The sequence below is a fragment of the Pseudomonas sp. ICMP 3272 genome, assembly GCF_001466905.1.
Taxonomy (GTDB): Bacteria; Pseudomonadota; Gammaproteobacteria; order Pseudomonadales; family Pseudomonadaceae; genus Aquipseudomonas; species Aquipseudomonas amygdali.
The window spans coordinates 16596-40863 of sequence record NZ_LKEK01000041.1 but is presented as its reverse complement, the minus strand read 5'-3'; the positions used below and the strand labels follow the sequence as shown (position 1 = coordinate 40863).

The 24268-nt window shown below is 58.9% G+C and carries 24 protein-coding genes and 1 riboswitch; of the genes, 12 read left to right on the top strand and 12 right to left on the bottom strand.

Features of this window, described 5'->3' with window-relative positions:
* Window positions 1-61 precede the first annotated feature (61 nt).
* From AO068_RS07880 to AO068_RS07860, 5 genes are read right to left on the bottom strand one after another with little or no spacing between them, the layout of a single operon-like run.
* Window positions 62-679: an urea amidolyase associated protein UAAP2 gene (locus AO068_RS07880; protein WP_058408058.1), complete on the bottom strand. Its 618-nt coding sequence runs from the start codon at window positions 677-679 to the stop codon at window positions 62-64.
* A gap of 11 nt (window positions 680-690) precedes the next feature.
* A complete protein-coding gene (locus AO068_RS07875; protein WP_057401535.1) occupies window positions 691-1416 on the bottom strand; it encodes an urea amidolyase associated protein UAAP1 in 726 nt (241 codons plus the stop codon).
* Window positions 1413-2195 (bottom strand): ABC transporter ATP-binding protein, encoded by a 783-nt coding sequence (locus AO068_RS07870; RefSeq protein WP_058408057.1) that lies wholly within the window; start codon window positions 2193-2195, stop codon window positions 1413-1415. The genes AO068_RS07875 and AO068_RS07870 overlap by 4 nt, the downstream gene beginning before the upstream one ends.
* Window positions 2192-3007, bottom strand: coding sequence for an ABC transporter permease (locus tag AO068_RS07865; RefSeq protein ID WP_058408056.1), 816 nt, complete (start codon window positions 3005-3007; stop codon window positions 2192-2194). The genes AO068_RS07870 and AO068_RS07865 overlap by 4 nt, the downstream gene beginning before the upstream one ends.
* 27 nt (window positions 3008-3034) lie before the next feature.
* On the bottom strand, window positions 3035-4102 hold the full coding sequence (locus AO068_RS07860) for a putative urea ABC transporter substrate-binding protein (RefSeq protein ID WP_058408055.1): 1068 nt from the start codon (window positions 4100-4102) through the stop codon (window positions 3035-3037).
* A gap of 63 nt (window positions 4103-4165) precedes the next feature.
* Window positions 4166-4268, bottom strand: a riboswitch (guanidine-I (ykkC/yxkD leader).
* A gap of 395 nt (window positions 4269-4663) precedes the next feature.
* Between AO068_RS07860 and AO068_RS07855 the strand changes: the two genes are divergently transcribed.
* Window positions 4664-5155 (top strand): hypothetical protein, encoded by a 492-nt coding sequence (locus tag AO068_RS07855; RefSeq protein WP_002554925.1) that lies wholly within the window; start codon window positions 4664-4666, stop codon window positions 5153-5155.
* Window positions 5156-5337: 182 nt separating this feature from the next.
* Window positions 5338-6030 (top strand): uracil-DNA glycosylase, encoded by a 693-nt coding sequence (gene ung / locus AO068_RS07850; RefSeq protein WP_058400810.1) that lies wholly within the window; start codon window positions 5338-5340, stop codon window positions 6028-6030.
* 21 nt (window positions 6031-6051) lie between these two features.
* Here the strand turns inward: ung and AO068_RS07845 are convergent, their stop codons facing one another.
* The 4 genes from AO068_RS07845 to AO068_RS07830 all read right to left on the bottom strand — a co-directional run bounded on the left by AO068_RS07845 (window position 6052) and on the right by AO068_RS07830 (window position 10096).
* Window positions 6052-7086, bottom strand: coding sequence for an AbrB family transcriptional regulator (locus tag AO068_RS07845; protein WP_058400811.1), 1035 nt, complete (start codon window positions 7084-7086; stop codon window positions 6052-6054).
* Window positions 7079-8593: a tripartite tricarboxylate transporter permease gene (locus tag AO068_RS07840; protein WP_058400812.1), complete on the bottom strand. Its 1515-nt coding sequence runs from the start codon at window positions 8591-8593 to the stop codon at window positions 7079-7081. The genes AO068_RS07845 and AO068_RS07840 overlap by 8 nt, the downstream gene beginning before the upstream one ends.
* A gap of 1 nt (window position 8594) precedes the next feature.
* Window positions 8595-9053, bottom strand: a complete 459-nt coding sequence (locus tag AO068_RS07835; RefSeq protein WP_058400813.1) for a tripartite tricarboxylate transporter TctB family protein — start codon at window positions 9051-9053, stop codon at window positions 8595-8597.
* Between the two features lie 62 nt (window positions 9054-9115).
* A complete protein-coding gene (locus AO068_RS07830) occupies window positions 9116-10096 on the bottom strand; it encodes a Bug family tripartite tricarboxylate transporter substrate binding protein (RefSeq protein WP_058400814.1) in 981 nt (326 codons plus the stop codon).
* Window positions 10097-10576: 480 nt separating this feature from the next.
* On the opposite strand from AO068_RS07830, the gene AO068_RS07825 reads away from it, so the two are divergent.
* Both AO068_RS07825 and AO068_RS07820 read left to right on the top strand, forming a co-directional pair.
* Complete coding sequence (locus tag AO068_RS07825) at window positions 10577-11248, top strand: response regulator (protein ID WP_002554918.1); 672 nt, start codon at window positions 10577-10579, stop codon at window positions 11246-11248.
* Window positions 11241-12623 carry a sensor histidine kinase gene (locus AO068_RS07820; protein ID WP_058408054.1) on the top strand — a complete coding sequence of 461 codons (1383 nt, stop codon included), beginning with the start codon at window positions 11241-11243 and terminating at the stop codon, window positions 12621-12623. Before AO068_RS07825 ends, AO068_RS07820 begins: the two co-directional genes overlap by 8 nt.
* Window positions 12624-12625: 2 nt before the next feature.
* On the opposite strand, the gene AO068_RS07815 is transcribed toward AO068_RS07820, so the two are convergent.
* Together AO068_RS07815 and ygfZ are read right to left on the bottom strand one after the other, a co-directional pair.
* Entirely contained in the window at window positions 12626-13447 is an 822-nt protein-coding gene (locus AO068_RS07815) for an HDOD domain-containing protein (protein WP_004658258.1), read from the bottom strand.
* Between the two features lie 114 nt (window positions 13448-13561).
* Window positions 13562-14503, bottom strand: a complete 942-nt coding sequence (gene ygfZ / locus AO068_RS07810) for a CAF17-like 4Fe-4S cluster assembly/insertion protein YgfZ (RefSeq protein WP_058408088.1) — start codon at window positions 14501-14503, stop codon at window positions 13562-13564.
* A 153-nt stretch (window positions 14504-14656) separates the two neighbouring features.
* On the opposite strand from ygfZ, the gene AO068_RS07805 reads away from it, so the two are divergent.
* Both AO068_RS07805 and AO068_RS07800 read left to right on the top strand, forming a co-directional pair.
* On the top strand, window positions 14657-14911 hold the full coding sequence (locus AO068_RS07805; RefSeq protein WP_003378499.1) for an FAD assembly factor SdhE: 255 nt from the start codon (window positions 14657-14659) through the stop codon (window positions 14909-14911).
* Window positions 14895-15359, top strand: coding sequence for a protein YgfX (locus AO068_RS07800; RefSeq protein WP_058408053.1), 465 nt, complete (start codon window positions 14895-14897; stop codon window positions 15357-15359). Before AO068_RS07805 ends, AO068_RS07800 begins: the two co-directional genes overlap by 17 nt.
* Here AO068_RS07800 and nadB read toward each other — a convergent pair.
* Window positions 15328-16944: an L-aspartate oxidase gene (nadB, locus tag AO068_RS07795; protein WP_058408052.1), complete on the bottom strand. Its 1617-nt coding sequence runs from the start codon at window positions 16942-16944 to the stop codon at window positions 15328-15330. The genes AO068_RS07800 and nadB overlap by 32 nt on opposite strands.
* A 497-nt stretch (window positions 16945-17441) precedes the next feature.
* Between nadB and rpoE the strand changes: the two genes are divergently transcribed.
* From rpoE to lepB, 6 genes are all read left to right on the top strand, one after another.
* Complete coding sequence (rpoE, locus tag AO068_RS07790) at window positions 17442-18023, top strand: RNA polymerase sigma factor RpoE (protein ID WP_002554912.1); 582 nt, start codon at window positions 17442-17444, stop codon at window positions 18021-18023.
* A 33-nt stretch (window positions 18024-18056) separates the two neighbouring features.
* Window positions 18057-18647, top strand: a complete 591-nt coding sequence (locus tag AO068_RS07785; RefSeq protein ID WP_058400817.1) for an anti sigma-E factor RseA C-terminal domain-containing protein — start codon at window positions 18057-18059, stop codon at window positions 18645-18647.
* Between the two features lie 8 nt (window positions 18648-18655).
* Entirely contained in the window at window positions 18656-19615 is a 960-nt protein-coding gene (locus AO068_RS07780) for a MucB/RseB C-terminal domain-containing protein (protein WP_058400818.1), read from the top strand.
* 298 nt (window positions 19616-19913) lie between these two features.
* Window positions 19914-21338: a DegQ family serine endoprotease gene (locus AO068_RS07775; RefSeq protein ID WP_233424582.1), complete on the top strand. Its 1425-nt coding sequence runs from the start codon at window positions 19914-19916 to the stop codon at window positions 21336-21338.
* A gap of 171 nt (window positions 21339-21509) precedes the next feature.
* Window positions 21510-23306: a translation elongation factor 4 gene (gene lepA / locus AO068_RS07770; RefSeq protein WP_058400820.1), complete on the top strand. Its 1797-nt coding sequence runs from the start codon at window positions 21510-21512 to the stop codon at window positions 23304-23306.
* A 9-nt stretch (window positions 23307-23315) separates the two neighbouring features.
* Window positions 23316-24170 (top strand): signal peptidase I, encoded by an 855-nt coding sequence (gene lepB, locus AO068_RS07765; RefSeq protein ID WP_002554908.1) that lies wholly within the window; start codon window positions 23316-23318, stop codon window positions 24168-24170.
* Window positions 24171-24268 lie beyond the last annotated feature (98 nt).

Genomic DNA, 24268 nt, shown 5'->3' with positions numbered 1-24268 from the left:
GGCCGTCCCGCTATTGATCAATCTACGCAACGGTCGTCCGTTGCTGAGGGCAGGTGCCGGGTCAGTCGCGAATCAACAGCTGCGCAGGCGTCGGGTTGTAGCCATTGCAGGGGTTGTTGAGCTGCGGACAGTTGGAAATCAGCACGATCACGTCCATTTCAGCGCGCAGTTCAACGTACTTGCCGGGTGCGGAAATACCGTCTTCGAAGGTCAGGCCGCCTTCGGCTGTCACCGGTACGTTCATGAAGAAATTGATGTTCGGACCGATGTCGGCCTTGGTCAGACGCCCGTCGTGCAGGCAGGCGCGCAGGTAGTTGTCGCGGCAGCTGTGCATGTAGCGTTTTTCCAGGGCGTAGCGCACGGTGTTGCTCTCTTGTGCGCATGCGCCACCGAGCGTGTCGTGGCGTCCGCAGGTGTCATCGACAATGGTCAGCATCGGTTGGCCGAGATTGGAAAACAGCACACTGCCGGTGGTCAGGTACACGCTGTTCTGGCGGCGCAAGGTGCGTTGTACGTCGTAGCGTTCACGCGGGTTGCTCAGGCTGAAAAACAGCGTATCGACCGCCTGGTTGCCTTGCAGATCGAGTATGCGCACGGTCTGCCCGGCCTTGACTTCGGCCAGGAACGGCTCGCCTGCCGGTATGGTTGCGTCGCAGCAAATGTGAGTGTGTGAATTCATGACAGGGCTCCTCAGGCGAACAGGCGGTCGGTGTTGATGAAGCCGCGCTCGTTTTCCGGGCGCGAGGTGCGGCAGTGCTCGGCAACGCTGGCGTCGGCTTTCATCCAGCTGAGCTTCAGCGGTTGCGGGGCATATTCCGGGTTTGGGTCCATAGGGTGTTGCAGCGCGGTCAGCACCACCAGCGTGTCCATTGGTGCGTAGAGTTCGATGTAGTCCCCGGCTTTCGAGTTGTTCGGCGCGAAATGCAGCGCTCCTGCTTCATCGACATCAACACGGCTGAACAGGTTGAGGGTCATCAGCAGGTCGGACAGCCCCAGCCCCCATTTGCCCAGCTCGACCAGCAGGTTATCGACGCCATTGCGAAAGAAGCCGTTGCGCAATTCCTGATAGCGGCCCTGGCCGTATTTTTCAGCGACTTCCTGAGCGTTGAGCACACCGCCAATGCTGTCGCTCCAGCCGCAAGTGTCAGTGACGATGGCCGCCAGCACACGGCCCATGTCCGAATACAGGCAATGGCCGTTGCTCAACCTGGCGGTGTGTTGGCATTTGAGGCTGTCGGGCAGGTTCAGCCGCTCGGTTTTTTCGTGAGCGTTGAGCAGCGTCAGGCTGACGTTGGCGTTGCCGTGCAGGTCGGTCAGGCGCAGCAGTTCGCCGCGCTTGAGGATGAACGAACGATGGCCGCCACCGGGCAGCATCTCTTCGGCGAAAACCGGGTACAGCGTGGTTGAGTCAGTCATTGAACGGGCTCCTCTGAAACGTTGAGCAGCGAATCGATGGCGGCGCGTTCGGCGCGGCGTTCGCTGTTGAGGGGGATGTCGTAAGTGATGCGCGCGCCATACGCGCCGGGTTCGTGCGGGTCGTGGCGGACCTTGTCGAACACCAGCAGGCGGGTGCCGAGGTTGAAACCTTCGGACAGGTCGTGAGTGACCATGAACACGGTCAGCTTCGTTTCGCGCCACAGGTCCAGCAGCAAGTGGTGCATGTCTTTGCGAATGCCGGGGTCGAGCGCGCCGAAGGGCTCGTCCAGCAGCAGCACGCGGGGTTTCATGATCAGTGCCTGAGCAATGGCCAGACGCTGTTGCATGCCGCCGGACAATTGCGTGGGGTGCTTATCCAGCGCATGCCCCAGGCCAACCTTGCCGAGCAGTTGCGCAGCGTGCTCGCGCGCCTCGCTTTTTGCCTGGCCGAACAGTCGGCCCAGCCACGCCGAGCGGGGCAGCTCCAGACCCAGCGCCACGTTGTCCAGCACCGACAGATGCGGGAACACTGAATAGCGCTGAAACACCACGCCACGGCTGGCGTCCGGCTCATTGCGCAGGGCCTGGCCGTCCAGCGTGATCAGACCACGGCTCGGCGTTTCCTGACCCAGCAGCAGGCGCAGAAAAGTCGATTTGCCACAGCCCGATGCGCCGACCAGCGTGCAGAACTCGCCTTCTGCCACGTCCAGATTCAGGCCTTCAAGCACCACCTGATCGTCGTATTGTTGCCAGACATTGCGCACACAGATAAAGCTCATGTCCGCGCTCCTTCGTACCAGGGAAAGGCGCGTCGGGTCAGGGCTTTGAGGCCCCAGTCCATCAGCCAGGCAAGCAGGGTGATCCACACCACATACGGCAGAATCACGTCCATCGCCAGGTAGCGGCGGACCAGAAAGATCCGGTAACCCAGACCGTCAGTAGAGGCGATGGCCTCGGCGGCGATCAGGAACAGCCACGCCGAACCCAGCACCAGCCGCAGGGCAATCAGCAGACGCGGCAGCAACTGCGGCAGGACCACCCGCAGGATCAGTGTCCAGGTCGAGGCACCGAGGGTCTGCGCCTTGATCAGCAGCTCGACCGGAATTTCCCGGGCACGCTGTTCCAGATCACGGGCCAGAATCGGTGTGATACCGATCACGATCAGCATCACCTTCGACAACTCGCCAAGGCCGAACACGATGAACAGAATCGGCAGAATGGCCAGCGGCGGCACCATCGACAGTACCGTCAGCAAGGGCGACAGCGTTGCGCCGCACAACGGCAGGATGCCCGCTGCGATGCCCAGACACAGGCCCAACAGCGCGCTGATCCCCAGGCCGATGGCCAGACGCTGCAGGCTCGATGCCGTGTCCTGCCACAGCAGGTAGTCGCCGCTGCGGGTATCGGCAACAAACGCCATGCGTTTGACCGCATCGGCCATCTGCACCGCGCTGGGCAGCAGCTTATCAGTGGGGTTTTCCGCAAGCCGGGTGGCCGAGCCCATGAAGTAGGCGAACAGCAACAGGGCGAACGGCAGGATCACCAGAATCAGGCGACCGGCACGATCCGGATGGCGGTTTATCAAACGCATGGCAATGACCTTTTTACTGAGCGTGATTTACAGCTTGCCGTCGACGGCCATCTGCACGTAGCTGGGGTCAAAGTGCAGCTTGACGTTGGCCTTGTCGCCGAGGTTCACGCCATTGGCGAACGACATGCCGACGGCATCGGCATTGCGTGCGCCTTCGCCGAGCAAACCATGGGCGAACGAGAAGTCAGCCACCTTGCGCTGGGTGTCCGGCAGCTGTTTGCTGGTCGCGAACTCAAGGGCTTCCTTGGGCGTGGCAAACAGCTTGGTGGTGTCCAGTTGTGCCTGGAAGCCGGCCAGATCGGTGCCCGATGCCTTGGCCATATGCTCCAGCGCCGCCTTGCTCTGGGCGTTTTTGGCGTTCATCAGCGTGACCACTTCAAACCAGGCACCGGTCAGGGCTTTGCCCAGCGCCGGGTTGTCCTTAAGGGTCTGAGTGTTGACGACCATCATGTCCATGATCTCGCCAGGAATCTGACTGGAGTTGAACACTTCGGTCACGCCGGGTTTGGCTTTGATGTCCGACAGCATCGGGTTCCAGGTGGTAACTGCCTGCACATCATCGGTATTGAAGGCTGCCGAGATATCGGCATCCGAGGTGTTGACCACCTTGAGGTCTTTTTCGCTGAGCTTGACGCTGTCCAGCGCCCGTGCCAGCAGGTAGTGAGACACCGACAGCTCGACCAGGTTGACGTCCATGCCTTTCAGGTCGGCGACTTTTTTGCCCTCGCCCTTGAGCACGATGCCGTCGTTGCCATTGGAGAAATCGCTGACGATCAGTGCCGTGCTTTCCACACCGCCCGCAGCCGGAATGGTCAGTGCGTCCATGTTGGTCATGGTGCAGCCATCGAACTGGCCAGCGGTGTACTGGTTGATGGATTCGACGTAGTCATTGAGCTGGGTGACATCGATCTTGATGCCGTATTTTTTCGCCCACTTGTCGACGATGCCCTGGCTACCAGCGTATTCCCACGGCATCCAGCCTGCGTAGATGGTCCAGCAGACATTGAAGTGATCTTTTTGGGCGGCATTCGCCGAGAGGCTCAACGCAGCAAGCAGGCCTGCCGTGAGCAGACCGAAGAGACGAGACTTTTGCATGTTGAGAAATCTCCAGTAGTGAAAAAAGGCGGCCAGGAGCAACGTGACACCACTGGTGTCCCTGTCTCCCGGGCTTTTGTCCCGCCGTGTAACCTCTACTGGAGGTCGCCAACTCTCGGACCAGCCACTTGCCTGTCGGCAAGCCGGAACCCTAGTCGGCTATTGCAAATTGTGGTGCCGCGAACCTGTGTTGACTCCTGCACGCCATTCATCAAGCGAGACTTGTGCCAACTCGCCAAGGCCTTTGTTTTTCAAGGCCTGCCCGGACCATCGCAGGTCAGCCCCGAGTGAAACTGCCTTGTGCTGGTGCGTAACCGCACTGTGTTGATGCATGGTGCTTTGAAATGTTTTGTAGCATCTTTGCAGGAAGTCGAAACATGTCTGCACGCCCCGGCTTTAGAGCCCTTGAGTCAAGGATGGCCATCATCTTTAGTAGGGTTTACACGCTGCGCCAACGCACTAGATTCCCTTTTCGGTGTCTGAACTTCTGTCCGTCAACCGCTTTGGCGGACGCCGATCAGCGTCGCTGATTCGTGCCCAATCGCGGTCCAGGAGGCCGCCATGTATCGAAGACCCTTGCTTATCACGTTGCTGACCCTTTTCCTTGCCGGTTGCTACGCAGGCCCTGGTTACTACGAATCCGATGTGTACACGCAGCCGACGACTGTCGTCGGTGGCGCTTACGCGTACGACAATGGCTACCGCTCCACCTACTATCAGGAGCAGCGCATCTATGTAGCGCCTCAGCCACGCTATTACACCCAACCGCGCTACTACGCCCCGGCACCGCGCTATTACGCGCCGCCGCCAGTGCCACGCTACTACCAGCCGGGACGCCCGCCGGGTTATGGCTGGAGAAACGACGGCTTTCGCGGCAATGGCGGTTTTGGGCGTAATGACGGCTTTCGAGGCAATGGTGGTTTCGGACGCAATGACGGCTTCCGCGGCGACCGAGGCAACCGCGGCTGGGAGGACCATGGCGGTCGAGGCGGACGCGATGGCCGTGATCATGGACGAGGCGGGCGCGGTGATGGTCGGGGCGGGCATCGGTAGCTGAAACCTGCGCTCACTACCATGCCAGCGCTGTGAACTGGCTGCTGCGAACTGACTATCGTGCCGACGCTCCGCGTCGGCACTCAGNCTGTGTCCGATCTTGCAGGCGCATAGCGCAACCGGCATTGACTTTGCTGCCGGGCTTTTCTAGTGTCCGCGCATTGTTTTTACCGGATGTAACCATGACTAGCGACGACCGCATCAAGCTTGAGCCCAGCTGGAAGGAAGCGCTGCGCGATGAATTCGAGCAGCCCTATATGGCGCAGTTGCGCGAGTTTCTGCGCCAGGAGCATGCCGCGGGTAAAGAGATCTATCCGCCTGGGCCGCTGATTTTCAATGCGCTGAATTCGACGCCGCTCAACAATGTGAAAGTGGTGATCCTCGGTCAGGACCCGTATCACGGTCCGAATCAGGCTCACGGCCTGTGTTTCTCGGTGCAGCCAGGCGTGCCGACGCCGCCGTCACTGGTCAATATCTATAAAGAACTCAAACGCGACCTGAATATCGACATTCCCAATCACGGCTGCCTGCAATCATGGGCTGATCAGGGCGTGCTGTTGCTTAACACGACTCTTACCGTCGAGCGCGCTAACGCAGCTTCGCATGCGGGAAAAGGCTGGCAGCACTTCACTGACCGGATCATTCAAGTGGTCAGCGAGCATCAGCCGCACCTGGTGTTCCTGCTGTGGGGCGCTCATGCGCAAAGCAAGCAGAAGCTGGTCGATGCGACCAAGCATCTGGTGCTGACCTCCGTCCATCCTTCGCCGTTGTCAGCCTACAAAGGCTTCCTGGGTAACGGGCATTTCGGGCGGGCCAACAAGTACCTTGAGCAAAACGGCATCGAGCCAATCGACTGGCGACTGCCCGCTCTCTGATCAAAGTGCTTCTGATTGAGCTCAGTCAGCGAGCCGCTTGTTCCAGCGCCTGTACAGCGGCTCGGCAAGAAACAGCACGAACAGCAGGCGCATGACCTGCATGGCCGTCACCAAGGGGACCGACAGTTGCAGCACTTCTGCGGTCAGGCTCATTTCGGCAATGCCACCGGGCATCATGCCCAGCGTCAGCGAGCGCAGGTCCAGGTGGGTGAGGGCGCTCAGCCCCAGCGCAGCCAGTGCGGCAATCAACATGGTCAGCGCAGTGCCCAACAGCGTACGCGCCAGAAACGATGGCGCACGCCGAAAGAATGCCCGATTGAAATGACAACCCAGCCCGCTGCCGATCAGTAGCTGACCCAGCTGGCTGGCACCGTTGGGCAAGCCGATTTTCAGGTCCCAGACCACGCTCACTACGGCACTTAGCAACAGAGGGCCGAACAGCCACGGGTTGGGTTGCTTGAGACGCTGCCACAGCCAGGCCAGTGCTGCGCCGACCGGCAGCAGGAATGCCAGCCAGCGCCAATCGACCGCCGTGGCATGCAGTGAAGGCGTGCCGTCGCCCAGCAGGTATTTGAAGATCGCCGGCACGCATAACACCACGGCCAGCACCCGAAGACTTTGCGCGGCAGCGACGCTGCTGAGCGTCGCACCGTTACGTGCGCCAAGGTTGACCATCTCGCCCGAGCCGCCCGGCATGCTGGAGAAGAAAGCGGTAGGGCGATCTTCTCCGGTACGCAGCATCAGCCAGACGCCAACCAGACACGACAGGCTGGTGACCAGTGCACCGATGAAAATCAGCCCGAAATGCGCCAGCACCTGCTCGATGACCACTGGCGTGAAATGCAGACCGATGCCGATGCCGATGATCAGTTGGCCGCATTTGCGACCGCCCGGAATCTGCGTCAGTTGCCAGGGTGTCAGGCAGCGCACCAGGATGATTGCCAGCAATGAGCCAACCATCCACGGCAGCGGCCAGCCAACCTGACTGGCGAGGTAGCCGCCGAGCAGGCCAACCAGCGGCGTTGCCCACCATTGACGCAGTGACGAATCAGCCATGCGTTACGGCAGCCTGCAGTTTTGCGCGCTTGCGCCAGATACGGATCAGCGGGAACAGCAGCATGAACACGGTCACCACCCAGACCCCGAGGGTGATCGGGCTGGCCCAGAGAATCCCCAGTTCGCCGTTGGAGATCGACAGGGCGCGACGCAGGTTCTGCTCCATCAGACCACCGAGGATGAAACCGAGCAGAATCGGCGACAGCGGGAAATCCAGCTTGCGCAGGATGTAACCGAAGATACCGATACCGACCATCAGGAACAGGTCGAACGTGGTGGCGTGCACTGCATACACACCGATGCCGGTAATGATTGCAATCACCGGCACCAGCGCCCAGTTCGGCACGGCGAGGATGCGCGTGAAGATGCGGATCATCGGGATGTTGAGGATCACCAGCATGATGTTGGCGATGAACAACGAAGCGATCAGGCCCCATACGATGTCCGGTTGTTGTTGGAACAGCATCGGACCGGGGGTGATGTTGTACAGCGACAACGCGCCGATCATCACCGCAGTGGTGCCCGAGCCCGGAACACCCAGCGTCAGCATTGGCACCAACGCGCCGCAGGCGGTTGCCCCGATGGCGGTCTCGGGAGCGGCCAGGCCGCGCATGTCGCCCTGGCCGAACTTGCCGCCAGGGCCGGCGATGCGTTTCTCCGTCATATAAGCCACCGCACTGGCCAGCGTCGCACCGGCACCCGGCAGTACGCCGAGGATGAATCCCAGCAGCCCGCAGCGAATATTCACCACAAACACAGCGGCGGCTTCCTTGACGTTGAACATCATGCGCCCGGTAGCCTTGACCGCCTCCTGACCGCGATGGGTCTTCTCCAGCAGCAACAGGATTTCACTGATTGAAAACAGACCCAGGACCAGCACCACGAACTGAATGCCGTCGGTCAGATGAATGTTGTCGCCGGTAAAACGGTATACCCCGCTGTTGGCATCGATACCTACCGCAGACAGGAACAGCCCGATCAGCGCGGCAATGAACGTCTTCAACGGCCTGTCACCGGCCATCCCGCCCAAGCAGACAATAGCGAACACCATCAGTACGAAATATTCCGCCGGACCGAAGGCAATCGCCCACTTGGCGAGCAACGGCGCGAACAGCACCATGCCGCAGGTGGCGATGAATGCACCGATGAACGAGCTCCATGCTGACAGCGATAGCGCGACGCCGGCCAGCCCCTGGCGTGCCATTGGATAACCGTCCAGCGTGGTCATGACGGTGGACGCTTCGCCCGGAATGTTCAGCAGGATCGAACTGATACGCCCACCGTATTCACAGCCCAGGTACACGGCTGCCAGCAGAATCAGTGCTGATTCGGGCGGCAGGCCCAACGCAAAGGCAATGGGGATCAGCAGCGCCACTCCGTTGATAGGCCCAAGCCCTGGCAGCAGGCCGACAACGGTACCAATCAGTGTGCCGGACAGTGCGGTGATCAGGTTGTAAGGGGTTAGGGCGACGCCGAAGCCTTGGCCCAGGTAGCTGAAAGTATCCATGTCAGTTCTCCAGAACGCTGAGCAGGCCTAAAGGCAAGGGAACGTCCATGGCCTTGTCGAACAACAGGTAAAGGCCGACGCTCATCAGAATCACCACCACCACGCTCGGGAGCCAGCGTCCGCCATACAGGCGGGCCATGGGAATGCCGATCAGGATGCTGCTGAGGATGAAGCCCAGCGGTTCGAACAGCCCGGCGAATATCAGCAGTAGAACGATGCACGCGCCAATCTTGACCAGGGTTTCGCGGTCCAGCGCCGGTTCTTCCTCGGTGTGGACAATGGGGGTAGGCCGAATCAGCAGGTACAGCAGGGCGGCACCCATCAGCCCGAGCATCAGCAGCGGAAAAGCGCGTGGGCCGACCGGTTCATAGGAGAAAGGCGCTTGATAAGGCCAGGCCATTAGAGCCAGGCCTGCGCATGCCAGTAGCAGTACGGCAGCAAAAATGCGTTGTATGACCATGAGAAGCTCCTGAGTCGCGCCCGCTATGCAGGCGCAACTTAACGTCAGTCAATTGAGTTCAATTACTGAATCAGGCCGAATTCCTTGGCCATCAGTTTGTAGTCGGCAACCTGCTTCTTGACGTAGGTGTCCAGCTCCGCGCCGGTCATGGCGAAGGGGAACAGCTCGCGCTGATCACGCAGTTTGGCGAAGTCTTCAGAGGCCAGGATCTTGTCGAACGAGGCTTTCCACCAGTTGTAGTCTTCGTCGCTGACCTTCGGCCCGAGGTAGAAGCCACGCACCACTGGCCAGACGATGTCGTAGCCCTGCTCCTTGGCGGTGGGGATGTCTTTCATTTCGGGTTCGTCGATGCGCTTCTCGGCGAACACGGCGAGCAGGCGCATGTCGCCGCTCAGAATGTGTGGCATGGAGTCGGAGATGTCGGTACTGCCCACCTGAATGTGGCCGCCAAGCAGGGCAGTAGCGATTTCCCCACCGCCCTCCAGCGCGACATAACGCAAGGCGCGCGGGTTGATGCCAGCAGCCTTGGCGATCAGCGCGGTCTGCATCCAGTCCTGGCTGCCTACGGTGCCGCCTGAGCCGATGACTACCTTGCTCGGGTCGGCCTTGAGCGCTTTGACCAGATCGTCGAGGTTCTTGTAAGGCGAGTCGCTCTTCACTGCAATGGCGCCATAGCTTGTGCCCACGGCGGCGAGCCAGCGCACTGCGTTTTCATCGAAGCGGCCGAATTTGCCCTGCGCCAGATTGAGCAGCGAACCGCTGGACCACGCGACCAGCGTGCCAGCATCTGCGGGGCGCTGAGCTACAACTGCGTTGTAGGCCACTGCGCCGACGCCCCCAGGCATGTAGGTCACGCGCATGGGCGAGGTCAGAATCTTTTCGTTGATCAGCGCGCTTTGCACCAGCTTGCAGGTCAAGTCGAATCCGCCACCCGGTGAGGCGGGTGCAATGCATTCCGGACGTTTTGGCTCGGCAGCAAACAATTGGCTGGCAACCAGCATGCAGGCGGCGGTGGCGGCTATCTGACGCAGAGGGAATTTCATGTTCAGTCTCCAGAGATATTTTTGTTTTTGGAAGAGAGAAGCTGTTCAGCAGATGCTTTTGTCTCGCGCACCACGAAGCCTTTTCGCTGACACGCAGGTGCCATCGGTACTGCGGTGGACGCTGATGTTTTGCAGGAGGGTGGAGCTGGGGCGCGACGGGTGCGGGTAAATCCGCGACGGGCTGTGCTCAATGGACGGGCAAGCCTGGGCTGGCGTAGACATGACGTGACTCCGTTTAGCGATTTATTGTTTTTATTGTCCAGACGCATCCGGGCGCCTGTTTTGTACGTACCCTTTTAACGGGTCGTGCGGCGATGCTAGATGACGAACCTTTCGTAAACCTTTCAGCTACCTTTCATGTCGCAATTGAAGGGCCGCGAATCGTTTCTGTCCTTCACAGGCGGCGGCCTGCCTGTAAACTCCACCGCCACAAGCCTCGATGCTCGGATCGATAACAACAGTGACAATCAGGAGACGGCGATGCGTGTTCTTCTTGTGGAAGATCATCTGCAATTGGCTGAAAGTGTCGCGCAGGCGCTCAAAAGCGCGGGTTTGACCGTTGATGTACTGCATGATGGCGTTGCCGCCGACCTGGCGTTGAGCAGCGAGGAATACGCCGTCGCCATTCTCGACGTCGGCTTGCCGCGTATGGACGGCTTTGAAGTGCTGGCGCGTCTGCGGGCGCGCAGCAAAAACCTTCCGGTATTGATGCTGACCGCGCGCAGCGACGTCAAGGATCGCGTTCATGGCCTGAACCTGGGGGCCGACGATTACCTGGCCAAGCCTTTCGAGCTCTCCGAACTGGAGGCCAGGGTCAAGGCATTGCTGCGTCGCAGTGTGCTGGGTGGCGAGCGGCAACAGCGCTGCGGCGTACTGGCCTATGACCTGGACACGCGGCGTTTCACGCTCGGCGAGGAACTGCTGGCCCTGACGTCTCGCGAACAGGCGGTGCTGGAAGCGCTCATTGCCCGGCCAGGTCGGGTGATGAGCAAGGAGCAACTGGCCGCGCAGGTTTTCGGCCTCGACGAGGAGGCCAGCCCTGACGCCATCGAAATCTACGTCCATCGCCTGCGCAAGAAGCTCGACGGGCATTCTGTGGCCATCGTGACCTTTCGGGGTCTGGGGTATCTGCTTGAAAGCCGCGATGATTAACGACAGCCTGCGCTGGCGGCTGTTGTGGAACCTGGCGTTGCTGCTGGTGGTGTTGATGCTGGCCAGCGGCATGAGCGCTTACTGGAATGGCCGCGAAGTGGCCGATACCGCCTACGACCGCACGTTGCTGGCTTCAGCACGGACCATCGCTGCCGGTCTGACGCAGCGTGATGGCACGCTGAGCGCCGATATTCCCTATGTGGCGCTGGATACCTTTGCCTACGACAGCGAAGGACGAATCTATTATCAGGTCAATGACATCCATCAGAAGCTGATTTCCGGTTATGAAAATCTGCCTTCGCCGCCACCGGGCACTTTGCGTACCGACGATTACCCTGCGCTGGCGAAGTTTTATAACGGGATTTATCAAGGGCAGGATGTACGTGTGGTCAGCCTGCTCAAGCCTGTGACTGATCCAGGCATGAACGGCACGGCTGAAATTCGTGTGGCCGAAACCCAGGAGGCGCGCAAGGGCATGGCGCGCAGCCTGATGGCCGACACGTTGCTGCGTCTGGGCATGCTCGGTGGGGGCGCACTGCTGCTGGTCTGGTTCACGGTCAGTGCGGCACTGCGACCGCTGGAACGCTTGCGCACCGCAGTAGAAGAGCGTCAGCCGGATGATCTGCGCTCATTGCCAATGGTTGAGGTGCAGCATGAACTGCGTCCGCTGGTAGGGGCACTGAACCACTTTACCGAGCGGCTGCGCTTGCAGTTCGAGCGCCAGGCGCAGTTCATCGCCGATGCCGCCCATGAGCTGCGCACACCGCTGGCCGCGCTCAAGGCGCGGGTCGAGCTGGGCCTGCGCGAGCGCGACCCGCAACACTGGCGCAGTACGCTGGAATCAGCCGCGCTTGGCACGGATCGGCTGACGCATCTGGCCAATCAGTTGCTGTCGCTGGCGCGGATCGAAAACGGTGCGCGGGCCATTGCCGAAGGTGGTGCGCAACAACTGGACCTCAGCCAGTTGGCAAGAGAACTGGGCATGGCCATGGCGCCGTTGGCTCATTCACGCGGCGTTGCGCTGGCGCTGGAGGCTGACGATCCGGTCTGGCTGCGTGGCGAGCCGACGTTGCTGAACGAACTGCTGAGCAACCTGATCGACAATGCGCTGGCTCACACTTCACCGGGCGGCAACGTGGTTTTACGGGTGTATGCGCCGGGCGTGCTGGAGGTCGAGGATGATGGCCCCGGTATTCCGGCAGATGAGCGTGAGCGGGTTTTCGAGCGTTTCTACCGTCGCAGTCAGCAGGGCAGCGGTGCCGGGCTCGGTCTGGCTATTGTGGGGGAGATCTGCCGTGCGCATCTGGCCAGAATCACCTTGCACGATGGTGCCGAGCGGGGTTTGAAGGTTCGGGTCAGTTTCAGTGCGCCCTGATCCTAGTAAAGCATGCTCTTCGCTTCGTCCATCTGGGCGCTCAGCATGCCTTCAGCTCTGGAAAGCCTCAGTTGGCTGAACGCAGGCAGGTCGACCATCTCGATGAGGCTGAAGGGGTGGTCGGTGTTCCTGTGGATATGCACTGTGGCGATCTGCACCAGATCTGTGTAGTCCGGGCTTTTCGATACGCGCGCGAAGTTCTGGAACTGAATCGGCACGCAGGCCAGCGGCTCGGGAAAGTCCCATGAGCGCAGCAGGCGTTCGCCAATGACCGGGTGAATGCTGTCGATCACGTGGTTGAGGCTGATCGGATCAGCCAGCAGCTCGTAGTGGTCTTCGGCATACGTCAGGATCGGCAGAATCCCGATCAAGTGGATCAGCCCGGCAAGCGTGGCCTGGTCGGGTTTGAGATTCGTGTAGTTCTGACAAAGGGTGTAGCTGATGCCGGCAACCTGCAGGCTTTGCTTCCAGATATCGCGCATCTTCTGCTCGATGACTGGAGACTTGGCGTGGAACATCTGCTCGACCACCAGACCGATGGCCAGGTTGCAGGTGTAATTGACGCCCAGGCGCCGAACCGCGGTGGTGACGTCGCTGACTTCGAAATTCGGGCGCAGCAGGGGGCTGTTCGCGACCTTTATCAGGCGTGCGGAAAGGGCTGTATCGCTACCGATGACCTTGCTCAGGGCCGAAATACTGATTTCGGTGTCTTCGGCGGCAAGGCGAATTCTCAGTGCTACTTCCGGCAGGGTAGGCAGAAACAAGGCATCTCTGTCGATGGCCTTGATCAAGTTTCTCTGCACCTCGTCAGCCATCTTGCTCATGTTGCATCTCGCAGCCGTTGGGGGTGTCCAGAGTTTTCCGCGCGCTCCGCAGAGCGCCAGCATGTGCACTGGAACGCTCTAAAGACACTAGGAACCTGAATGTGTTCGTCTGGCTCAGCGCTGAGTTTCGAGTTTGCTGTCCAGTATGTAGGGCAGATCACTCATTTGCAGCGCTGCGCCTTCTGGCGAGCCAAGATTTATATGGCCATTTTCTGCCGCATCGCCCTGCAATACGGCGAGCAGTTCAACATTCTGGCCGGACTGTGCGGCGATGACCACGTTGCCCACGGCGCTGGCGTGTACCGGCGAAAACAGTGCCGTACCCGGCTCGGGGATTTCTTCGCTGCTCAGGGTGAGGCGGTAAAGCCTGCGTTTGAGTTTGCCCAGGTATTGCATGCGCGCAACGATTTCCTGGCCGGTGTAGCAGCCCTTCTTGAAGCTGACACCGCCGACCGCCTGCAGGTTGATCATCTGCGGGATGAACTCCTCGCGGGTGCGGCCAAATACCTGGCCGATGCCGGCGCGTATCTGACCCAGCAACCAGTCATTGAGCGGGCCTTTGCTCAACTGCGAAGCCAGCTGCGATTTGATGCTGTCTGCCTGCCCGGCGCGTACCCAGAGCTCGGCCCGGCCCGGGGAGACGCGGATTGCGAGGAGCTCATTGGCTCGCACCACCGCATCGGTTTCCTGCGCCAGGTTCAGGCCCAGGCCGACCAGCGCGCTGTCGCCATCCTGCAGGCCGAAGCGCACCCATTCTGCGCTTTCGTCAGTCAGTTTCGATTTGGAGAACACTGCGTATTTACGCAGGTCCAGCAATTGCGGCTCGATCAGCTCGCTGGCCATCGCCAGCAGGCAACCGTCGCCTTCGAAAACGATGCGAAAACTCGACTGCATCCGGCCCTTCTGCGTGCAGCGGGCACCGAGGCTGGACTTGTCTTCATTCAGATAATTGAGGTTGCACGTCAGCTGACCCTGAAGAAACTTGCTGGCATCCACGCCGCGAACGGCGAGAACGCCCTCATGGGATAGCGTGCAGAAAAAAGCTTTTTGGGTCATGGTCATCGCAGATTGGGAAAAAAGTCCGGGGGCACATCATAGTGCCGAGTCGAGGTTATGCATACGGGGTACGTGAAAACTGCTGCGACCATTGCAAGATTCGCGTGCCCGGCTCACGGCTGTATACTTGCCGCCTACTTTGAGGAGCGCTCCATGGTCGAAGACGTCGAACTCAACCGCCTTTACTGGCACAGCCGCCGTGGCATGCTTGAACTGGACGTGCTGCTGGTGCCGTTTGTCCGTGAGGTCTATCCGCATTTGAATGACGTGGACCGCGATCTGTATCGCCGTCTGCTCACTTGTGAAGATCAGGACATGTTCGGCTGGTTCATGCAGCGCGCCGAGTCAGAGGATGCTGAATTGCAACGTATGGTTCGCATGATTCTGGATCGTGTCCAGCCCAAGTGATCGATTTGAATGTCACTGGCAGGCCTCGCGCCTGCTGCTGACGGCGTATCTCGCCGTTCAGTTGCTGGCGCTGGTCGCGCTGTCCTGGCTGAACATCGCTTCGTGGGCGTTGGCACTGGGTGTGCTGTTTTGCTTGATGCATGCTGCCTGGACGTTGCCGCGCTCGATTCTGCTCAGTCATCCGGCAGCCTTCACCGCGCTTAAGCGCGATCATCAAGGCTGGCAATTGTGGAATCAACGCGACGGCTGGCAGCCCGTGCAGTTATGTCCGGACAGCCTTGCGTTACCGTTGGTCGTGATTCTGCGTTTTCGCACGGTTATCGCAGGCCGGCCGGGCCGCCCGATAAAAAGCTGCTGTATCCCGCTTGATGCGCTGACACCGGACATTCACCGGCATCTGCGCGTGCGCCTGAAGTTCAGCCGACGTAACTGGGCGGTACCAGAATAGTGTCCAGCGCCTCCGGCAACATGTCGGGATAGTCCAGTGTGTAATGCAGGCCACGGCTTTCCTTGCGCTGCATGGCCGAGCAGATCATCAGTTCCGCGACCTGCGCCAGATTGCGCAACTCGATCAGGTCACGGCTGACCTTGTAGTTGCTGTAGAACTCGTCGATCTCATCCAGCAACAAACGTACACGGTGCTGAGCGCGTTGCAGGCGCTTGTTGGTACGCACAATGCCGACGTAGTCCCACATGAATCGTCTCAGTTCATCCCAGTTGTGCGCGATGATCACGTCTTCGTCCGAATCAGTGACCTGGCTGGCGTCCCAGGCCGGAAGGTCGGTGGGCATCTGTACGTCGGCCAGTTGCTGCTCGATGTCTGTCGCTGCCGAGCGGGCATACACGAAGCACTCCAGCAGTGAATTGCTGGCCATGCGGTTGGCACCGTGCAGGCCGGTGAAGCTGGTCTCGCCGATGGCGTACAGGCCAGGCACGTCGGTGTGGCCCTTGCTGTCTACCATCACACCACCACAGGTGTAATGCGCCGCCGGGACCACCGGAATCGGCTGGCGAGTGATGTCGATGGAGAACTCCAGGCAGCGCTCGTAGACGGTTGGAAAGTGCGTTTTGATGAAGGCTTCCGGTTTGTGGCTGATGTCCAGATACACACAGTCGATACCCAGTCGCTTCATTTCGTGGTCTATCGCGCGGGCCACGATATCGCGAGGGGCCAGTTCTGCCCGTTCGTCGAACCGTTGCATGAAGCGCTCGCCGTTGGGCAGCTTGAGGTAGGCGCCTTCACCGCGAAGTGCTTCGGTGATCAGAAAGCTCTTGGCCTGGGGGTGATACAGGCAGGTGGGGTGAAACTGGTTGAATTCCAGGTTTGCCACTCGGCAACCGGAACGCCAGGCCATGGCGATGCCATCGCCGCAGGCACCGTCTGGGTTGCTGGTGTACAGGTAGACCTTGGCAGCGCCACCTGACGCGAGGATGGTAAAGCGCGCGCCGTAGGTGTCCACTTCACCGCTGGTGCGATTGAGTACATAAGCGCCCAGGCAGCGCTGGCCCTCCAGCCCGAGACGGCGTTCGGTGATCAGGTCGATGGCGGCGCGCTGCTCGAGCAGTTCGATATTCGGCCGTTTACGGGCCTGTTCAAGCAGGGTGCGAAAGATAGCTGCGCCTGTCGCATCGGCGGCGTGGATGATCCGCCTGTGGCTGTGGCCGCCTTCGCGTGTCAGGTGGAATTCAAAGCCGCTTTCATCGCTATCTGCGTCATCGCCCCGAGTGAAAGGCACGCCCTGATCAATCAGCCACTGAATGGCCTCGCGGCTGTGCTCGACGGTGAAACGCACCGCTTCTTCGTTGCAAAGGCCGCCGCCGGCATTCAGCGTGTCTTCAACATGAGACTGCACGGTATCGGTGTCATCCAGTACCGCTGCCACACCGCCCTGGGCCCAGAATGTCGAGCCATTGGCCAGATCGCCTTTGCTCAGCACTGCGATGCTCAGGTGGCCGGGGAGGGTCAATGCCAGGCTCAGCCCGGCAGCGCCACTGCCAATTACCAGTACGTCATGCTGAAAATGTTGACTCATCTGCGAATTCTGCCCTTGGCGACCACTAGTATAAGTATTGGGGTAACGGCACAATAGCCACGCCTACATGGCAATGTGAGACCACGGCGGGTATGGATTGTGCTCCAGTCCCGGATGTCATGCATATTGTTTTCCCTGTTATCTGTTACTGGAAATGCTCCAGTGCACTGATTTCAAAGAACTTTGTGCAGTGTGCGGCTCACACCTGTGATTGTGTCAATGGAACTTTTTGCCAGGATCCATGCTCAATAGCAGGTTGCCTACACAGGAACAGCGTCGTTTTCGCAGGGTTAGATAAGTGATCATCAACTGCGAGAATGGCGACAAGACTATTCACGCAGCCGACCGTGTCGAGCTGCGTTTTTCGTGCAGGCTTTACGATGGCCCGCAGGAAACTTGCTTGAAGGGGGAGAACTTTTGCGAAAAGCCCGAGTCTATGTTTGCGAGCCTGAACAATGTCAGTTGCAACACTCCTTCATGCTTAACGAGGAGTGTTCATGCTAACCCAGGAAGAGGATCAGCAGCTTGTCGAGCGCGTACAGCGTGGCGATACGCGAGCATTTGATCTGTTGGTGCTGAAGTATCAGCACAAAATTCTAGGGTTGATCGTGCGATTCGTGCACGACACCCATGAGGCTCAGGACGTTGCACAGGAAGCCTTTATCAAGGCTTACCGTGCTCTCGGAAACTTTCGCGGTGACAGTGCTTTCTATACCTGGCTGTATCGCATCGCCATTAACACGGCGAAAAACTATTTGGTGTCGCGAGGTCGGCGTCCACCGGATAGCGATGTAAGGTCTGAAGACGCGGAGTTCTACGACGGCGATCATGGCCTCAAGGACATCGAGTCGCCGGAACGTGCATTGTTGAGAGATGAGATCGAGGGCACCGTCCATCGGACCATCCAGCTTCTCCCGGAAGATTTACGTACGGCACTAACTTTACGTGAATTCGATGGTCTGAGTTATGAAGACATTGCGAGCGTCATGCAGTGTCCTGTTGGTACCGTGCGCTCTCGGATCTTCCGCGCTCGGGAAGCCATCGATAAAGCCCTGCAGCCGTTGTTGCAGGAATCCTGAGACAGCGGCGATAGCCCAAGAGAGGAACCCGCCATGAGTCGTGAAGCCCTGCAGGAATCGCTGTCCGCGGTACTGGATAACGAAGCGGACGAACTGGAATTACGTCGGGTATTGAATGCCATTGACGATGCCGATACTCGTGCTACCTGGTCGCGTTACCAAGTCGCTCGTGCAGCTATGCATAAAGAGTTGCTGATCCCGCATCTGGATATTTCGGCTGCTGTATCTGCCGCAATCGCCGATGAAGTCAGCCCGCTCAAAGCAGCACGCGGACCTTGGCGCACGCTGGGTCGTCTGGCTGTTGCAGCATCGGTTACCGTAGCCGTTCTGGCCGGTGTCCGCATGTACAACAATGACGAGATTGCCGGCGCGCAACTGGCACAGCAGACCCAACAGCCTGCCAACCTGACCGTTCCACAAGTGAAAGGCCCTGCCGTACTGGCTGGCTACACTGAAAGCAACGAGCAGGCACCTGGTCCTATGGCCAACGGTGTGTTGCAGGGTGCTGGTCAAGGTGATCAACGTTTGCCTGGCTATCTGCGTCAGCACGCCCAGGAAGCAGCGTTGAAAGGTACTGAAAGCGCGCTGCCTTACGCACGTGCTGCGAGTCTGGAAAACCGTTAAGGAGGATCATGCGAGCCGTCCCTCTACTGCCATTACTGCTTGGTGGATGGCTTGCCCTCCCGGTACAGGCTGATGATGCGCAAGACGCAATCAATCGTCTTGCCAAGGTTGATCAGCAGCAGAGCTATCAAGGCACCTTTGTATACGAACGCAATGGTAGTTTTTCTACCCATCGAATCTGGCACCGCATAGCGGACGGTCATGTTCAGGAGCGTTTGTTGCAGCTTGATGGCTCTGCTCAGGAAGTGCTGCGTGTTGACGGACTCACACAGTGCGTCAGCGGCACGCTCGAAGCGGGTGTGGCCAATCCGGCCGACTCATCTGCCCGCGCATTCGATGTAAAAAGACTTTCCGCCTGGTACGACATAAAAATTGTCGGAAAATCCAGAGTGGCCGGTCGTCAGGCAACTATCGTTGCGCTGTCCCCCAAGGACCAGCATCGATACGGCCTCGAACTTCACCTGGATAACGAAACCGGTCTTGTGCTCAAGTCGCTTCTGTTGAGCGAGAAGGGGCAGTTGCTCGAACGTTTCCAGTTTACCGATCTCGATACCGCCGGCGTTCTGTCCGAGCAGTTGCTCAAGGCCAGCGCCGACTGCAAACCTGTGTCTGTGGTGAAAACCAAGCCCGAGCCGTCCATAAGTTCTGTGGCCTGGCATTCTGATTGGCTGCCGCCTGGTTTCGAAGTCAGCAGCAGTGGTGTGCGCAAGGACGCCTCCACGCAATCCTCCGTAACCCATCTGATGTATGGCGACGGTCTGGCGCGTTTTTCGGTGTTCATCGAGGCGGTGAAAGGCGGATCTTCCTCGGATATTCGCACCCAGTTAGGCCCGACGGTGGCTGTTTCGCGTCGCCTCACAACTCCGCAGGGTGACATGATGGTGACGGTCGTCGGAGAAATACCGATGGGTACCGCCGAGCGTATAGCCTTGTCGATGCGTAACGACGAATCTCCAGCCAAAAAATAAACATTTGAAGTCACGAATTCCAGGATGTAAAAATTTTCATCCTGGGTTTCAAGAGTCGCCAGGGCGCATTTAACCTGGCCTGGGCGCAGGTACTGAAATGTTTGGTGAGGTTTGCACGTTGCAAAAACTCTGGTTTTTTTCTATAGGTCACAGCCTCGCAGCTTTGGCCTTTTGTCGTTTCCAGAGGCCATGTCGCTGATCCAGGGATGAGCATCGCTGCTTGAGGTCTTTGAGTCAGTTGCTTGTACTGCTTAATTTTTTGCTCGTTACCAACGGGAGCCATATGTCGATACCACGCATGAAATCCTACTTTTCACTGATTGCCGCTGTGCTGATGCTCGGCCAGGTTGCTACGGTTCAAGCCGAGAACCTGCCGGACTTCACCGGGCTGGTCGAGCAGGCCTCGCCTGCAGTGGTGAATATCAGTACGCGCCAGAAGCTGCCGGACCGCGCCATAGCCAATCAGCAGATGCCTGATCTGGAAGGCTTGCCGCCCATGCTCCGCGAGTTTCTTGAGCGCAGCATGCCGCCAGGTTCGCGTCCGCCGGGAGCAGGCAAGGGTGATCGTCAGCGCGAGGCCCAGTCACTGGGCTCGGGCTTTATCATTTCTCCCGATGGCTACATTCTGACCAACAATCATGTGATCGACGGTGCCGACGAGATTCTTGTGCGCCTGTCTGATCGCAGCGAGCTGAAAGCCAAGCTGGTCGGCACCGACTCGCGTACCGACGTTGCGGTCCTGAAAATCGACGGCAAGGACCTTCCTACAGCTAAACTGGGCAACTCAAATACGCTCAAGGTGGGTGAGTGGGTGCTGGCGATCGGTTCGCCGTTCGGCTTCGATCATTCCGTGACCAAAGGCATCGTCAGTGCCAAGGGCCGCAGTCTGCCAAACGACACCTATGTGCCGTTCATTCAGACCGACGTTGCCATCAATCCGGGTAATTCGGGTGGCCCGCTGTTCAACATGGCCGGTGAGGTAGTCGGGATCAACTCGCAGATATTTACCCGCTCCGGTGGTTTCATGGGGCTGTCGTTCGCGATTCCGATTGACGTCGCCATGGACGTGGCCAATCAGCTCAAGGCCAGCGGTAAAGTCAGCCGTGGCTGGCTGGGTGTGGTTATCCAGGAAGTGAACAAGGACCTTGCCGAATCGTTTGGTCTGGACAAGCCTGCCGGTGCGCTGGTTGCCCAGGTGCTTGAAGATGGCCCGGCTGCCAAGGGTGGTCTGCAGGTCGGTGACGTAATTCTGAGTGCCAACGGCCAGCCAATCATCATGTCGGCTGACCTGCCGCACTTGATAGGCAACCTCAAGGACGGCAGCAAGGCCGAACTTGAAGTGATTCGCGACGGCAAACGTCAGAAACTGACGGTCACTGTTGGCGCGCTGCCTGACGAAGGCCAGGAAATGGGCGATGTTGCTGGCACAGGTGCCGAACGCAGCAGTAACCGTCTGGGCGTGTCAGTGATCGAACTGACTGCCGAGCAGAAGAAATCCCTGGACCTCAAGGGCGGTGTGGCCATCAAGGAAGTTACAGGTGGTCCGGCTTCGTTGATTGGCCTGCAGCCGGGTGATGTGATCACTCACCTGAACAATCAGGCGATTACGTCCAGTAAGCAGTTCACTGAGGTGGCGAAAAGCCTGCCCAAGGATCGCTCTGTTTCGATGCGCGTTCTGCGTCAGGGCCGTGCGACCTTCATCACCTTCAAGCTGTCCGAGTAACAGGGCGGTTTGACCGGGAAGGGTGGCTACGGCCACCCTTTTTTGTGCATGTTTGTTTCCCTTGCGTCTATCCAGGTGCCTGTAAGCGTGACGCCTCTTGCTTAGTTCAGGTACAATTCCCGGCTATTTTTCGGCGGGCAATCTGCCTGCAACCTTTTTGAGTGTTGATCCGTGAGTGATTTGAGTCATATCCGCAATTTCTCCATCATCGCCCACATTGACCATGGCAAGTCGACGCTGGCCGACCGCTTCATTCAAATGTGCGGTGGCCTGTCCGAGCGCGAAATGGAAGCCCAGGTGCTCGACTCCATGGATCTTGAGCGCGAGCGCGGGATCACCATCAAGGCCCATAGCGTTACCCTGTATTACAAGGCCAAAGACGGTATCACCTACCAGTTGAACTTCATTGACACCCCGGGGCACGTCGACTTCACCTATGAAGTCAGCCGTTCTCTGGCTGCGTGCGAAGGTGCGTTGCTGGTGGTCGATGCAGGGCAGGGCGTCGAGGCTCAATCGGTCGCCAACTGCTACACCGCCATCGAGCAGGGCCTTGAGGTCATGCCGGTATTGAACAAGATGGACTTGCCGCAGGCCGATCCGGACCGCGTCAAGGAAGAGATCGAGAAGATCATCGGTATCGACGCCACCGATGCCGTGGCGTGCAGCGCCAAGAGCGGTATGGGTGTGGACGAGGTCCTCGAGCGTCTGGTAGCAACCATTCCCGCACCGACCGGCAACATTGAAGATCCGCTGCAAGCGTTGATCATCGACTCCTGGTTCGACAACTACCTGGGCGTCGTGTCTCTGGTGCGCGTGCGCCACGGTCGCGTCAAGAAAGGCGACAAGATCCTCGTCAAGTCCACCGGCAAGCTGCATCTGGTCGACAGCGTTGGGGTGTTCAACCCCAAGCACACGGCAACCGTTGATCTGAAAGCCGGCGAAGTGGGCTTTATCATTGCCGGTATCAAGGACATTCATGGCGCGCCGGTCGGTGACACCCTGACCCTGAGCACCACGCCCGATGTAGACGTGCTGCCCGGCTTCAAGCGTATCCAGCCTCAGGTATACGCCGGCCTGTTCCCGGTCAGCTCGGACGATTTCGAAGACTTCCGTGAAGCCCTGCAAAAGCTGACGCTGAATGACTCTTCGCTGCAATACCTGCCGGAAAGCTCCGATGCACTGGGCTTTGGCTTCCGTTGTGGCTTCCTTGGCATGCTCCACATGGAGATCATCCAGGAGCGTCTTGAGCGTGAATACAATCTCGACCTGATCACCACTGCGCCAACCGTAATCTTCGAGCTGTTGCTGAAGAGCGGCGAAACGATTTATGTCGATAACCCGTCCAAACTGCCTGACCTGTCGGCCATCGAAGACATGCGCGAGCCTATCGTTCGCGCAAATATTCTTGTGCCGCAGGAGCACCTGGGCAACGTCATTACGTTGTGCATCGAAAAACGTGGCGTGCAGCACGACATGCTGTTCCTCGGCACCCAGGTTCAGGTGAGCTACGATTTGCCGATGAACGAAGTGGTTCTGGACTTCTTCGATCGTCTCAAGTCTGTCAGCCGCGGTTATGCTTCGCTGGATTATCATTTTGATCGTTACCAGTCGGCCAACCTGGTCAAGCTCGACGTTCTGATCAACGCCGAGAAGGTCGATGCCCTGGCATTGATCGTTCACCGCGACAACGCTCATTACAAAGGGCGTGCGTTGACCGAGAAGATGAAAGAGCTGATCCCTCGACAAATGTTCGACGTGGCAATTCAGGCCGCCATTGGCGGTCAGATCGTGGCCCGGACAACCGTCAAGGCGCTTAGAAAGAACGTACTGGCCAAATGCTACGGCGGCGACGTCAGCCGCAAGCGTAAATTGCTGGAGAAGCAAAAGGCCGGTAAAAAACGCATGAAGCAGGTCGGCAACGTGGAAATTCCACAGGAAGCCTTCCTCGCAGTGCTCAGGTTGGAATAGTCAGGTCCTATGTCACTAAATTTTCCGCTGTTGTTGGTCATCGCTGTGTTCGTCTGTGGCGTGCTTGCACTGATTGATCTGGTCATCCTGGCGCCTCGTCGCCGGGCTGCCATTTCGAACTATCAGGGAAGCGTCGGCGAGCCTGACATTGCTGTCGTAGAGCGCTTGAACAAAGAGCCTTTGCTGGTCGAGTACGGCAAATCGTTCTTTCCGGTGTTGTTTATCGTGCTGGTGCTTCGTTCGTTTCTGGTAGAGCCGTTCCAGATTCCTTCGGGCTCCATGAAGCCGACGCTGGATGTGGGTGATTTCATTCTGGTCAACAAGTTCGCGTACGGCATCCGCCTGCCGGTACTGGATCAGAAGGTCATCCAGCTCGGTGATCCGCAGCGTGGTGATGTGATGGTGTTCCGCTACCCAAGCGACCCAAGCGTCAACTACATCAAGCGTGTCGTCGGTCTGCCGGGTGATCGCATCCGCTACACCAGCGACAAGCGGTTGTTCATCAACGGTGAGCTGGTTGCCAAGAAACTGATCGGCACCGAGCCCGGTACACTGGGCAGCGCAGAACTGTACGAAGAACAACTGGGCGCAGTCGAACATCAGATCCGCCAGGAAATGAGCCGATACCGCGCGCCGCCTGACAGTGAGTGGACAGTGCCTGCTGCGCACTACTTCATGATGGGCGACAACCGCGACAACTCGAACGACAGCCGTTACTGGGACGATCCCAATATTCCCAAAGACGAACTGGGCATGGTCCCGGACAAGAACATCGTAGGCAAGGCGTTCGCCGTCTGGATGAGCTGGCCGGAACCGAAACTGAGCCACTTCCCTAATTTTGCACGCGTAGGGTTGATCAAGTAATCGATGCGGCGCTGCCTGGAGCAGCGCCGTATGTCATTTGGGCTGACTGGAAACGCCTCTGAACCCTGAGTCGACCCGGTCGGGCAGGCAGTGAACTC